The organism is Nocardioides sp. (assembly GCF_036503465.1).
Classification (GTDB): Bacteria; Actinomycetota; Actinomycetes; order Propionibacteriales; family Nocardioidaceae; genus Nocardioides.
This window is the reverse complement of sequence record NZ_DASXWU010000051.1, coordinates 33,686-47,651: the sequence shown is the minus strand read 5'-3', so window position 1 is coordinate 47,651 and position 13,966 is coordinate 33,686. Positions and strand designations below refer to the sequence as shown.

At 73.2% G+C, this 13,966-nt stretch carries 7 protein-coding genes; 1 reads left to right on the top strand and 6 read right to left on the bottom strand.

From position 1 onward, the window contains the following. Positions 1–424: 424 nt before the first annotated feature. Entirely contained in the window at positions 425–1,996 is a 1,572-nt protein-coding gene (locus tag VGK78_RS09325) for a hypothetical protein (RefSeq protein WP_331527343.1), read from the top strand. 6 nt (positions 1,997–2,002) lie between these two features. On the opposite strand, the gene VGK78_RS09320 is transcribed toward VGK78_RS09325, so the two are convergent. The 6 genes from VGK78_RS09320 to VGK78_RS09295 form a co-directional block, all read right to left on the bottom strand. After that, the gene (locus VGK78_RS09320) at positions 2,003–3,448 is read right to left on the bottom strand and encodes an LCP family protein (RefSeq protein ID WP_331527342.1); all 1,446 of its coding nucleotides are present in this window, start codon (positions 3,446–3,448) and stop codon (positions 2,003–2,005) included. 109 nt (positions 3,449–3,557) lie between these two features. Beyond that, positions 3,558–5,582 carry a hypothetical protein gene (locus VGK78_RS09315; RefSeq protein WP_331527341.1) on the bottom strand — a complete coding sequence of 675 codons (2,025 nt, stop codon included), beginning with the start codon at positions 5,580–5,582 and terminating at the stop codon, positions 3,558–3,560. Then, complete coding sequence (locus tag VGK78_RS09310) at positions 5,579–6,730, bottom strand: VWA domain-containing protein (RefSeq protein WP_331527340.1); 1,152 nt, start codon at positions 6,728–6,730, stop codon at positions 5,579–5,581. Before VGK78_RS09310 ends, VGK78_RS09315 begins: the two co-directional genes overlap by 4 nt. Beyond that, a complete protein-coding gene (locus VGK78_RS09305; RefSeq protein ID WP_331527339.1) occupies positions 6,727–9,183 on the bottom strand; it encodes a DUF5682 family protein in 2,457 nt (818 codons plus the stop codon). The genes VGK78_RS09310 and VGK78_RS09305 overlap by 4 nt, the downstream gene beginning before the upstream one ends. Before the next feature lie 31 nt (positions 9,184–9,214). Next, the gene (locus tag VGK78_RS09300; protein WP_331527338.1) at positions 9,215–10,348 is read right to left on the bottom strand and encodes an AAA family ATPase; all 1,134 of its coding nucleotides are present in this window, start codon (positions 10,346–10,348) and stop codon (positions 9,215–9,217) included. After that, positions 10,349–13,930: a DUF4132 domain-containing protein gene (locus VGK78_RS09295; protein WP_331527337.1), complete on the bottom strand. Its 3,582-nt coding sequence runs from the start codon at positions 13,928–13,930 to the stop codon at positions 10,349–10,351. It lies immediately after the preceding gene. Positions 13,931–13,966: the final 36 nt, after the last annotated feature.

Below are 13,966 nucleotides of genomic sequence, written 5' to 3'. Positions count from 1 at the left end.
CCCGCTTGTCCACAGGGTTATCGGCCGCTTTCCGGAAAAGGTCTGAGAAATTGTCTAGGCCGGTTCTTCGAGGGTCGTTCGGTAGTAGCCCAAACGTGCCGGACCGGATACGCCGTGCAAACCGGAAGCCGGCAACGGCGGCCGGGAGAAACCGGCCCCTCTCTGAAGCCACAAGACCGCAACCCACCACCCACCGCACGATCTCGACGTCAAGCCCCAGGACCTCAGCGGTGGTTTCGAGACAGGCGCCAGGACGACTTCCTCAACCACCGAAGCCGGCCGGGGCGCCTCCCTCAACCACCGGTGACGGCAAGCTCCACCGATGCGCGGATCGGATCGGTAGCATCGAACGTCCCGGGACGGCCCCGGGTCGGGGCCGATCCGGAAGGCGCTCAGGCCGCGCATGCAGGTGGACCAGGCAACGGTGCGGACCGCTCTCCGTCACCTCCGCCGCGTCGCCGTCGTCCTGCTCTTCGTCAGCGTCCCGTTCGCCGGAGCGCTGGTGGCCATCCGCGTGGCACCTCCGGTGCACGTCGAGATCGCGGGGCAGCCGGTCGCGGTGAAGCCCGTGCTCGGGCAGGACACCAGCCGCATCCAGGACGGCGCCCTGGTCCGCGCCGAGCACGCCCACATCGGGCTCCTCGACAAGAACGTCGGCGTCGACATCTCCGCCGACTGGAACCGGTTGATCCCGAGCGACAAGCAGACCCGCCAGTACCTCATCGCGCTCTGGGACGACCCGGAGCCCGAGATCGACCGGATCCAGAGCGCGGCACGTCACTACATGATCGGGTGGAGCCTGGTCGGGTTCCTGGTCGGTGCCGTCGTTGCGGGCGGGGTGGCGGTGCTGCTCCGCGAGCGCCGTCGTCGGCTCGCGGCGTACCCACCCGAGCAGGCGGAGCTGATCGGCGGGTACAACCGTCGCCTGCGGACGGCACTCGTCGCGACGGCCGTCGCGGGTGCCCTGGCGCTCGACGCGGCCGGCCTGGCGACGTACCTCCACCACGACCACCACGTCGTGACCAGCAGCCCGGTCTTCAACGGCACCACGCTCGAAGGCACCGAGGTCAACGGCCTGATGGCGGAGGTGCTGCCGTTCCTGTCCATCCTGCGGCCGCGCGACACCTTCTACGACACCGTCTCGAGCAACCTCGAGGCAGCGCTGGCGGACCGCCGCGACCTGCGCCCGCACGGCGACACCATGACCTTCGTGTTCGCCGAGGACTTCGAGGACGTCAACGGGATGGCCCGCCAGGTGGGGCTCGCCGCGAAGCTCATGGACGCCGACTTCATCGCCCTCAGCGGCGACCTGACCTTCGCCGGCAAGCCGGTGGAGAGCTACATCATCGACACCGTCGACTATTACTCGGAGGAGCGGCCTGTCTACTTCGCGCCCGGGCTGCACGACACCCAGGCGATCGTGCAGGCCGCCGACGCCAGCGAGTGGCACGTCGCGAACGGGCAGACCCAGACCATCGGTGGGCTGACGCTGCTCTCCGCCGCCGACCCCCGCATCTCGCTGATCGGGGACTTCGGTGTCGGCGATGTGCTGCGCGACGCGAACGTCGACGTCGACACCTTCATCCAGAACACGATCGACGAGGCCTGCGCCACCCACCCCGACTTCGTCCTGCTGCACGACCACCTGCTGGGACAGCAGATCGCCAAGGCCGGGTGCCAGCGGGTCGCGGTCCTGGACGGTCGCTCGTTCCAGTTCCTCGGGCCGCGTCGCATCGAGACCGCGGACGGCGGCCACACCTACGAGCTCACCAACGGCAGCGCCGGCGGCCACACCACCACCGAGCCGAACCCCGGTGCCATCCGGCACCCGGCGCGCTTCGCGATCCTCAGGTACTCGCCGCACAACCACCGCACGTCGTACGCCGTCGTGACGGTGTTCCCGGACGCGTCGGTCACCGTCACCCGCCGGGTCGGCATCGGGGTGTCGTACGCCGATGCCGTCGCCCGATCGTCCGGCTCCGGGGCGGCGAAGTGACCCGGCTCAGTACGACTGGCCCGGGTGGTAGGCGCAGGCGTCATTGTCGTCCTGGGCCGAGGACGGCTGGTGGTGCCGGTGCTTGCCCTGCGACGCCAACGCCTTCTGCACGACCTCGTGCATGTAGTCGAAGTCGGGTGCGCCGGGGTTGAACTCCGTGGACAGCCGGAAGAGGACCGACTTCGCGCGGTGGTCCTTCGCCCGGAGCGCGAGCTCGACGAAGGCCGGCAGCAGCTCCTTCGGGATGTCGGTGGACACGACGCGGCTGCCCGCCGCGGCCAGCGCCTGGTAGCGACGCAGCAGATTGACCGGGTTGGCCTCGTCGATGATCGCGTTGACCACGCAGCGCTGGCGGGCCATCCGCTGGTAGTCGTCCGCGCCGTACCGTCCGCGCGCATACCAGAGGGCGTGGAACCCGTCGAGGTGCTGGTCGGGCCCGGGCTCGATGTAGCCGGTCGGCGCGATGTGCGCGTCGGTCTGGCCGTTGATCGCCACCGGGATGTTGACGTTGACCGTGATCCCGCCCATCGCGTCGACCAGCTCCCGGAAACCGGTGAAGTCGACGAGCACGTAGTAGTGCACCGGCAGGCCGGTCACTCCCTCGACCGCCTCCTTGATGGCGTCGGCGCCCTCGTCCGCCGAGCTCCCGAGCACGTGCGGGTGGAGGATCGGGACCTCGCGGTAGACGGCGTTCAGCATCCAGCTGGCGGGGTCGCCGGGACCGGTGAACCCGTTCGGGTAGAGGGCGTGCAGGGGGCTGTCGTCCGGGAACGGCGCGTCCATCAGGTTGCGCGGGAGCCCGAAGGTCACGGTCCGGCCGGTGCGGGTGTCCAGCGAGGCCAGGATCATCGTGTCCGTCCGGGTCCCTTCGCGGTTGGGGCCGGAGTCGCCGCCGAGCAGGAGCACGTTGACGCGGTTGCGTCCGTTCCACGGGTCCGCTGCCGTCACATGGGTCGGCCGGGTCGCAGTCCGGTTGTGGGTGAAGACCGCGTTCACGGCGTGGACCTGGGCGAAGGCGTCACGGACGACCAGCCCGACCGGTGCCACCACCACGAGGCACAGCGCGCCGACGAACGCACTCCCGCCGAGCAGGTGCCAACGGTGCGGTGCGGGCCGTGGCCGCAGGGCGACGAAGGTGCCCACCACGACCGCCACCCAGAGCGTCATGCAGATCGCGGTCAGAACCGCCGCGCGGGTCAGCCGCGCGGGGTCGAAGGCCAGGTCGAGCGCGGAGTGGAGGCCGTGCGGCGCGGCGTACGCCGCCCACCCCAGGCCGCCCAGGCTGACCACCAGCACGAGCGCACCCAACCGGTGGCGGCGGTTGTGCAGGAACCCGGCTCCGGGCACGACCGCCGACAGGAGCGTCCAGCCCACCGCGTGCGCGACCGAGGGGCACCGGTGGGGTCCCGCTCGACGGCGCCCCGGCTTGACGCCGTACGGCGGCATCGACATGGGGGCTCCTCGGGGCGCGTCCGAGACGGGCGGGCAGGGACATTGAAGCGGATCGGGCGGGTCGACGCGCCGTTCGGCGGGACCTGCGCGTCGGGAGAGGTACGCCGGGTCACGCGAGGGCGCGCTCGACCTGCTGGACCAGGTAGTGCGACCGCAGCAGCGACTCGGCCGCGCCCAGCTCTGGATCCGGATCTGCGAAGACAGCGAGACCGACGTCGCGGAGCGCCGCGTGCGCCTGCGCGAGCCGCCCGTGGACGGTGCCCGGCACGGACCCCGAGCAGCCACGCTGCACCTCCTGCTCGACCAGCGCCCGCAGCTCCGCCAACGGCACCGGCACCGACCGTGGTCCCTCGACGGGCGACTCGTCGGCGGCGTCGGTCGCTCGGTCGGGCGTCCCGGACTTCAGCAGCCGCGCCACGAGCGAGGACCTCACCGGCCGCGGGCCGTCATCGAAGTGGAGCGAGTCCACGGGGTTCAGGGCACGCCCCGGCAGGACGACGCTGAGCGGCTCGCCCACCAGCCGGCGACGGGAGCGCTGCACGCGCGCCACCACCAGGGCTCCGTCGGGCAGCCGTTCGCCGAGCGCCTCCAGGCGGCCGATCGCATGGGCGAGCAGGCGCGACCACGGCACCTCGAGCACCACGACCTCGCCGTCTCCGTCGAGCAGCGGCCAGCTCAGGACCTGGCGGGCCGGGTCCCAGTGGGTGGGCAGGGTCTGCGCCGGACGCAGCACCGTCCACGCCGAGGCCGGGTCGGCCGGCTCGCTGAGGCTCGTCACCCGCACGTCGGCGAGCTCCTGCCACGCGGCGACGACCGGCAGCAGGTCGGCGATCTCCTCGCTGTCCAGCGCCGTGACGGCGGCGGCCGTCGACTCGACCCCCGAGAGCCGGCCGTCGGCGCTCACCTGGGCGTGCGTGAGCGTGAGCCGGCATCCCGCCGAGACGGCGGGTGTCGCCAGCCCGGTCCAGGGCGCGGGCTGCTGCCAGCGTGCCCGCGGGTCGAAACCGCCGAGCGTCTCGGGACGCGCGTCGGTCCAGGTGAAGACGCGGCGTCGCGCGGGGCTCCAGAAGACACAAGTCAGGCCCTGGTACCCCGAGCCGGTGCGCCAGGGGCGTCCCCCCAGGCCGACCAGGTCGAGCGAGCGCACCGGGTCGTACGACGTACGCGCGCGGCCGACCAGCCCGCGCGGCTCCGGGCCGCGCGCGGCGGCTGCCTCGAGGGCGGACACCAGGGCGTGGGCGACCGCGACCTCGTCGAGCAGGGCGAGGTCGTCGGCCAGCGCCGACCGCGCGAGCAGGAGGTCGACCTGGTCCGCGAGGCGGCGGAGCAGCAGCGCGAGCCGGTGGTACTCGACGCCCTGCGCCCAGGTCGCGGCCGTGACCAGCCGGTCGTGGATCGCCGGCGACAGGTGGGAGACCCCCACCGCGACCGTGTCGCGCAGCAGCGCCGCCACCGTCGCGCGGCAGCGCGCCCGGGACTCGGCGCGTGACAGCGCGGACTCGCTCTCCGCGGCTCCGCTCCGACGCGACGCGGGCGTCGGCAGCACGAGCCCGTGTGCGCGTTGCCACGCCAGGACCGCCGCGACCCGAACACGCTCGATCTGCGACACCTGCTGGTCCAGCACCAGGCCCTCGAGACCACCGCCGAGGTAGCGCACGGTCAGCGCCGGACGCTCGAACGTGACCGCGAGATAACCGTCCCGGGTCACCGCGGGGGGCGCGTCGAGGTCATCGAGGAGCTGGTGGGCCCAGCGGTACCCCGGCAGCCCGGCGTACGTCGTGAGCGTGGCCGCGTCGAGGTTCATCAGCTCCTCGTGCAGGTCGTCCGTCGACGGCGTCTCCGGACTCGGCTCAGCGGCCGAGGACGCCAGCCAGAGCCCGGCGGCGATCACGTGCTGACAGATCACCGGGCTCGGGCAGGAGCAGACCGCCTCGGCCGGCCCGGCGGTGCCGAACCTCACCACCCGGTCACCCACGGCGACCGCGACCGCGGTGTCCGACTCCTCCGCCAGGCCGACCTCGAGTGTCTCCAGGTCCTTGCGAGCACGACGGAGCAGGCCGCGGTTGGCCAGCGCGACCCAGGCCTCGTCGTCGTACCTCGCGAGCAGGGCGGCGAGCTCCGTACGGGCGCTCATCGCGCGGTCACCTCCGCGAGCCACTCGGCCAGGCGGCCCGGTGTCAGGGCGGCGACGGACATGCCGACGTCGGCGAGCTGCTGCGCCATCTGCTTGTCGTAGTAGGGGTGGGCGGAGCCGTCGAGCGAGGCGAGCCCGATCGTGGTGACCCGGGCCTCGACCAGGCGGCGTACGGCGGCGACCAGCTCGGACGGCGGCCCGCCCTCGCAGAAGTCGGTCACCAGCACGACCACCGAGCGCACCGGGTTGTCGATCAGCTGCCCGGCGTAGCCGACCGCCTGGGCGATGTCGGTGCCGCCGCCGAGCTGCACCGACATCAGCAGCTCGACCGGGTCGCCGGCCAGGTCGGTCAGGTCGACCACGCTGGTGTCGAAGACGACGAGCCGGAGGCGGTACGCCGGGATGCCCGCCAGGATGCCGGCCATCACCGCGCTGTGGATCACAGAGCCGACCATGGAGCCGCTCTGGTCGACGACCAGCACGATCTCCCACGGGATGCGGCGGGTGTTGCGCTGGAAGAACAGCGGCCGCTCGACCACGAGCCGCTGCCGCCCGGCGTCCCAGTGGCGGAGGTTCGCCCGGACGGTCCCACGCGCGTCGAAGTTCGCCGCCACCGACAGGGGGCTGTGGCGGTGCTGGCTGAGCCGGCCGGTGAAGGCCTGCCGCACCTCGGTCTCGAGCCGGCGCCGCAGGTCCTCGACCACGGCCCGGACGACCCGGCGTACCTCGCCCAGGACGCCGGGGTCGAGCTGGCTCTTCAGCGAGAGCAGGGTCTTCAGCAGCTCCTCGCTGGGCTCGATCCGGGCGAGCACCTCGGGGTCGGTGACCAGCTCGGTGAGGCCGTAGCGGTCGAGCGCGTGCCGCTCGATGGTCTCGACCGTCTCCGCCGGGAAGAGCTCGCGCACCTCCCCCAGCCAGTCGACGACGGACGGCGCCGACGGGTCGAGCGACCCGGGCGTGGGCTCGGACGGGGCGCCTTCCGCGCCGTCGCCCTCACCCGTCGGCCGGCCGCCGCGACCGGCGTACTCCCGGCCGTAGAGGTAGTCCAGGGCGAGCTCGTAGCGCTCGCCGTCTGGGTCGGCCGGCGCCGGGAGCCGCTGCTGGGCGTAGCGGCCGAGCACCAGCCGCCACCGGTCGGTGGACCTCACGGCTCACCTCCCACGGATCCGTCCGCCCAGGCGGCGAGTCCGTCGCGCTCCAGCGTCTCGAGCACCCGCTGGGACAGCGCGGCGTGCTCGGCCATGGTCTGCGCGTCGACGTCACGGCGTACGGCGACCTCGGGGCGCTCGCCCCCGTGCAGGACGGCCACGACCTCGGCGACCCGGTCGGTCTCGCGCGGGGTGAGGTCGGCGAACGCCAGCCGCAGGTCGGGCAGCGTGCGCAGGAACGTCGGCTGGTCCCACCCGGTCAGCCGGGCATCGAGCTCCTCGACCAGGCCGGACCCCTGCCATACGGTCTCGCGCGCCGTGGCGAACAGGCCCCGGACGAAACCCACGGACTCCTCGGCCGGCATCGAGCCGGCGAGATGCCCGGCGACGTCGCGGGCGAGGTCGTCGAGCGACAGCCGGCCGGCGGTGGAGGCGAGCCCAGCCGCGGCCCCGCGCACCAGCGCGCGGTCGTGGTCGCGGCGCAGATACCGGACCAGCGCCCAGAAGGGCTCGGGGTCGAGGCCGGCTCCGCCCGGCGAGGCCAGCAGCTCCCGGAGCCGCCCCAGCGCCGTCGCGACCGCCTCAGGAGGCTGCTCGTCGCCCTGGAGGTCCGCGCCGAGGTAGAGGCACCGCGCGTACGCCGTGGCGACCAGGTCGGCGAGACCGCTCAGCCGCGCGGCCTCGAGCGGCTCACGACCCTCCTCCAGGAGCGCCAGGGCGCCGGCCGCGTCGACCGCGACCACGAAGGCCGTCTCCCGGCTCAGTGCGTCGCGCACCAGCCGGATCACCGGCTCGGCCCGGTCGTGGAGGCCGAGCACCGCGCCCTGGGCGAGCAACGCGGCAGCCTCGGTGCTGGTCGGTGTGCGGCCCTCGGCAGTGGCGTCGGCCAGCAGCCGGTCGAACCTCGCCTCGACCGCCTCGGGCAGCGTGGAGCCCAGCAGCGAGACCTCGGCCAGCCGACCCTCGCTGCCGGGGTTCCACAGGTAGGTCCAGCGTTCCTGGAGCCGGGCCAGACCGATGCCGCGGACGAAGTCCGGCCCGGCGACGTGCTCGGCGAACGGGACCGCCAGCAACCGCAGGCCGTGCAGGGTGCGGCTGGTGCGCCGGTGGGCAGGGTTGCGGTACAGGTCGAGGGCGAGGGTGTGCGGCTCGACCGCGTCGGTGTCGATGCGCAGCCCTCGCAGGCGCTCCAGCGTGTCGCGGACCAGGGGCGGGGTGCCGGCGCCGGGCGGCACGCGACCGACCCGGGTGCCGGTGAGCACGTGCCGGGCCACCCGGCGTACCAGCAGACCCTCGACGTCCGCCTCACCGCGCACCAGGCAGCTGGTCACCGCGTCCAGCAGGTCGCTGCGCAGCGGCGCCGGGCGGTCGCGCAGCTCGGCGAGCAGGAGCAGCTGCTGCTGCGCGGCGGCCAGGGTGGGCGTCGGGACCGGGGTGCGATGCCGTCCCCGCATCTCGTCGGCCACGTCGAGCAGCACGGTCAGCGCGGCGGCGCGCCGCGCGGCATCCGGCGCGCTGCCGCGACTCCGCTCGTCCCACACGCGCTGATGCCAGCCCGGGGAGGTCATCCCGCTGGCGTAGCCGTTGAGCCGGTCGAGGCGGTCGAAGCCGTAGCGTACGAGTGCCCTGCCCTCCTCGACCTTGCCGGTGACCGGAGCCGGGCGTGGTGGCGGGTCGGCGAGCAACTCCGGCACCGCGACGGCGTGGAAGCCCCCGAGCACCAGGAGGACCGGCCCCTCGCCCATCGTCCGCGCCGCGAGCGCCTCGCACACGTGGTGCACCATCTCCGCCTCACGCGCCGCGGTGCCGTCGCGTTCGAGATCGTCGTCGGTGCGGTCGTGGCGGGCGAGCAGGCAGTACGCCGTCATCCGGGCCAGGTGCTCGTCGAGGTCGCTCTCGCCGGGATCGGACTCGAAGAGCAGCTCCCACAGGTCCTCCTGGTCGCGGCACCCGAGCCGCTCCGCGAGCGCGGCGAGGGCCCGGCTGTGCGCGTAGGCGTCCTCGCGGAGCAGCGAGCCGTCGCCCGGCAGCACGGCCTCGGCCGCCGCGGCCGCCTGCTCGGAGACCTCGAGGTCGCAGAACGAGACCGGGACGCCGGCGGCGTGGCCGAGCCGGATCGCCACCAGCTCGGGCGAGTAGTCGCAGAGCGGGTAGTAGCCGCCGTGCCCCTCCCCCGGCGTCGCGGCACGGCCGGTCGCCCGTGACCAGGAGTAGACGGCGAGCGGGTACTCCGCCTCCGGGTGGCAGAGCAGGTCGACCAGGTCGGTGAAGCTGCGCGGGCCCTCGATCAGCACCCGCGACGGCCGGTGGCGCGCGAACGCCGCCTCGACGGCGTGGGCGCACGCCGGGCTGTGGTGCCGCACCGGCAGCACCACCAGCTCGTCGCCGACGAGCCTCGCCGCGAGGTCACGGACCTCGGCGGTGGTGGGGAGTGCCCCGGCGGCTGTCGTCAACGGGCTGGGCTCACGGGCTCGTCGCTCCGGGTCAGCGGTCGAGCTCGGGGCGGGTCTGGAGGACTGCCTTCCACAGCTTGTCGCGCTTCGCGCGCGGCTTGACCACGACGTCGTAGTAGTGACGCAGCTTCGTGCCGTCGTCGGCGTTGTCCTTCAATACGGTGCCGATCAGCTGCCGGGCGACGTGCTGGCCGCCGACGTGGCCGTCGCCGAAGTAGTGGGCATCGAGCGCCGCGGCGTACCCGACCGAGACCGCTTCGGCCGAGCTCATCACGGCCGTCGGCTTCTCGACGACGACGCCGTCCTCGGTGACGCCGTCGCGAAGGTCGTGGAACACGGTGACCAGGAGGTCGACGACGTCGGGCGCGATCCGGGTGTCGATCTCGGCGTGCGCGAGCATGCCGCCGGTCTGCTCGGTGATCAGCCGCCGCTCGAGGTCGCGGTCGCGGATCGGCCGGACGGTCTCGAAGTTGAAGCGCCGCTTGAGCGCGCTGGACATCTCATGGACACCGCGGTCGCGCAGGTTGGCGGTCGCGACCACGTTGAAGCCGCGGGCAGCGAAGACGACGTCGTCGGGCTCGGAGAGCTCGGGTACGTGGAGCACCTTGTCCGACATCACGCCGATCAGGACGTCCTGGATCTCCGGCTGGACCCGGGTCACCTCCTCGAACCGGCAGATCGCTCCCTCACCGAGCGCTCGGTGCAGCGGTCCGCGGACCAGGGCGCGCGGCGTGGGCCCCTCGGCGAGGAGCAGGGCGTAGTTCCACGAGTAGGTGATCTGGTCGTCGGTGGTGCCCGAGCTGCCCTGGATCGTGCACGTCGAGTCGCCGGAGATCGCGGCCGCGAAGAGCTCCGACAGCATGGACTTCGCGGTGCCCGGCTCACCCACGAGAAGCAGTCCGCGGTTGCTCATCAGGGTCACCACACACCGGTCGACCAGCGCGTCGTCGCCGTAGAACTTGCGGGTCACCCCCAGGTCCGGGTCGCCGACGACGAAGGCCCGGACCGCCCGCGGGGTCAACCGCCAGCCCCCCGGCCGGTTGCCGGCGTCGGCCGCGGCCAGGGCGGCGAGCTCGTCGGCGTACGTCGCCTCCGCGGGGGCGCGGAGGACTCCCGCGCCCGCGTCGGTCACGCTGTCGGTCCTGCCGCTCACTCTGCCGCTCACTCAGAACTCCGTCTTCTTCTGCCAGTCGGGGTCGAACCCGGTGCCTTCAGCCGCGATCAGTCGCATGTCGTGCCAGCACTCCGAGACCAGCACGGCCGGCACGTCGCCCAGGGTGAGCTCCACGCTCCTCCCCTCGGTCTCACGGCGGAACGAGAGCCGAGTGAGTGCGACCGTGCGGTTCTCCTCGGGCAGACCGTTGCCGGTGAACCCGATGGTGGCGATGATCCCCAGCGTCGGGAAGCGCTTGTCGTAGGTGAAGAACCAGCCGCCGTCCTCGGCCTGGCCCCGGGTGTAGCCGAGCTTGGTGGCTCGGCCGCGCAGCGAGAAGGCCTCGAGCACGTGCCCGGAGAAGTCGCCGATCTCGTGCTCGGAGCGTGTCTCGGACGCCACTGCGTGCACGCCGCGTCCGAGCTGCTCGAACAGCGGCGTGACCTCGTAGTCGGCGAGGTGCTCGACCCAGCGCTGCACCTGGTCGGCCGTGAGGAGGCTGTCGTGGGCGAGGCGCACCTGCCCATCGGCGCGCAGCCGGACCTCGTCGTCGTCGACCCCGGTCAGGCTGCCGTCGTCGAGCGGCCGGAACGCCACGGGCTCGGAGTCGTCGCCGGTCGTCGCGACCCAGACCAAACGGCGTACGGCAGGGCCGACCACCGGGTGCCGGAGCAGGTAGCGCTGCCAGTCCTCGACCGACCACGAACGCTCGGTGCACAGCGCCTCGTAAAGGCGCTGGGTCTGCAAGGTGGCGATCGCCTTGAGCTCCTTCTTCGCCGCGGTGAACGCCTTCTTCGACTCCTTGGCCTGGTCGGCGTCGTCGGTCTGACGCGGCGTGGGCAACGCCTTGACGGTCCTGCCGTCGGAGTCGTGGAGCTCGACGGTGAGGTCCGGCTGCAACCGGGCCGAGAACGTCCGCGGCCCGTAGGGCAGCTCGAGGACGCCGTCGTCCTCGAACCCGGCGGTGGGGATCGTCCGGTCGGCGAGCTCGTCGACCGTCCAGCCCTTGCGTTGAGCCAGCGCCTCGGCCTGGCGGACGGCTTCGTCCTGGAAGCTCTTGGTCCGGAACCGCGAGCCGACGGACAGCACCAGCTGGGTCGCGCTCGGGTGCTCCACCCAGGCGAGCATGCCGATCAGCGCCTTGCCCTGCGCGGCCCGCTGGCCGTACCACTCGCGCAGGAACCGCTCGGCGGGTGGCACGACGTCGCGGCCCCCGCATGCGGCCACCACCGACAGCAACCCCTTGCTGGCGGTGGCGGACCCGGCCGGCTGGCGTGCGAAGCTGGGCAGCATCGCCGCGGTGAGCTGCTCGACGGTCATGCCGAAGTAGGGACTTCCAGGACTCTGGGAGTACCACCGGTGGAACGACGCGGCGTTCTGTGCAGCGCGCTGCTCGGCCTCGGCCGCCGAGATGGGCCGGACGTCCTCGCGCAGCCATGCCGTGAGCAGGTGTACGGCGAGCCGCTCGCGGCCCGCGACGTCGAGCAGCGCGGCGTACTGGCGGAGCACCGCGTCGGGCTCGGGCGACCTGGTCTTCACCGCGACCGCGCACAGCCACTGCACGACCACTCGCGGGACCGGGTCTCCGGACGACGCCCAGGTGACCTCGGGCACGACGTCCCAGTCGAGCCAGGACAGGCTCGCGGGCATCCCCTTGGCGACCACTTTCTCGGCCGTCGCCGTCGTCGCCCGGGGGTCGAGGTAGGTCTCGGCGTCCTCGCCGAGGGCCACCAGCGCGTCGAGGAGCGCACCACGGATGACGTCCTGCTTCTCCTTCTTCCACGCCGCCTGGAGCTGCGGCAGCGTGGCGGGATCGGCGATGCGGGCCAGCCACTGGGCCGCGACGATCCGGGTCTCGCCCTTGCCGTCCTGGAGCGCGGCCGCGGCGCGCACCGAGCGCTGCGGGTCGCGCTCCAGGGCGGCCTGGGCCGGGCCACGGTCACCCTTGCGGGAGCCGAGCGCCATCGCGTACAGGCGGTCGACCACACGAGCGGGAGGCGTCGGGAACGTCGCGAGCGCGCGGAAGATCGCGTGCTGGTCATGACCCCAGCTCTCGCTCGCGCGGCTGGCCAGGAGCCAGTCGAGGTGCGTGGCGACGAACGGCCACACCTGCTCGTCGGGCCAGTCGTTCGCGAGGCGTGTCCCCCAGGAGGAGGCGTACGACGACCAGATGACCTGGCGTCCGTCACACCCGACCTCGTCGAGCATGCGCTGGAGGGTGAGCAGGTCGGGCTCGCCCGTGCGGGCGTGCAGTCGCTCGACGACGTCGGCGTACCGCCGATAGGCGCCGTGCTCACCGGCGAAGAAGCCGAGGGCGGCCATCACCTGGAGCGCGATCGGGGCGGGGTAGCCCTCGCCCTCGATGACCTCCGCCACGGGGGCGAGGAAGTGCGCCGGCACCGCCAGCTCGAACCGTTGCCTGGACGCCGGCTCGGGTGCGGCGAGCAGGCGGGCGAGCGACGTCGCCTCGCTCGGCCCCGGCGCCGGAGTCTCCTGGAAGGGAGGGAGCTGCGGGAACTTCAGCCGGTGCGCCCGCGCCCGGTCGTTGTGCCGCCGGACCGCGTCCGCCAGCGCCGCGATGACCTGCGCAGCGACGGCCTCGGCTGTCTCGCGCGGCACCTCCCAGGACGGCAGGGGCGGTTGCTCCGGCAGGACCAGGTCGTCCACCGGCTCGCCGCCATCGGCCGCCGCCCGGGCCGCCACCACCGCCCGGACGGTGCCTGCCCGGTCCGCCGCCGCGGTCTCGGCCGCCCAGTCGCGCTGGTCCGGCATCGCGAGGAGGAGCTCGAGCGACCGCGCACGCTGCTCCGGCTTGGCATCCGTGGCGAGCGTTCGCAGCGGCTCGACCACGGTGCCGCCCAGCCGGTCCAGCAGCGGACGGGCGGCGTCGCGCACCTGGGCACTGGTCGTGGTCGCGGCTTCCGCGATCTGCTGGGAGTACGCCGAGAGCGCACCGTCGGAGAGGGAAGCCCCCACGATGGCGAGGGCGGCGAGGCGCTGCTCGGGGTTTCCGCCGGTGAGCGCGGGTCCGACGACCTGCGGGTGGGTGGCGAGGGCGTCGGCGAAGCCGGGGATGCGGTGCAGGTGGCCACGCGCGGCGTTGCGCTGGTAGCGCGAGTAGCGCGCGAGTTGGAACGCCGCGCCCAGCAGGTCGGACTCGGAGGCACCGTCGACGGCGGCGATCCGGGCGAGGTCGGGGAAGGTCAGCGGGAGCGGGCCGGTAGGAGCGGCGACCCGGGCGTGGTTGATCATCAGCTCGTGCCAATGGCCACCGGCCACCGGACCGGTCGTCATGCCCCAGGTGGTGTTGAAGGTGGCCTCGAGCACGCGTCCCCACCGGCGCAGCACGTCGGCGTCGACGCAGCCGAACCCACCGTACAGCTCTGTCACCGCCTCGGGGGTCCGATGCCTGGCCTTGGTGATGGCCGACCACGCCGCGCCCTTCCGCAGGCCGCCGAGAGCGGCGGCCTCTCGACCGGTGAGCACGTAGTCGACGAGTTCGCGGCTGCCGGGCAGCGGCTCCACGAGAGTCTCGAGGGCCTTGACCCACGCGCGCGGTGGTCCGTCGCCGCGTCCCTTCCCGAACAAGGGCATCCCCGTCTCCTCCCCCGCCCGCGCCCAGCCACCCTG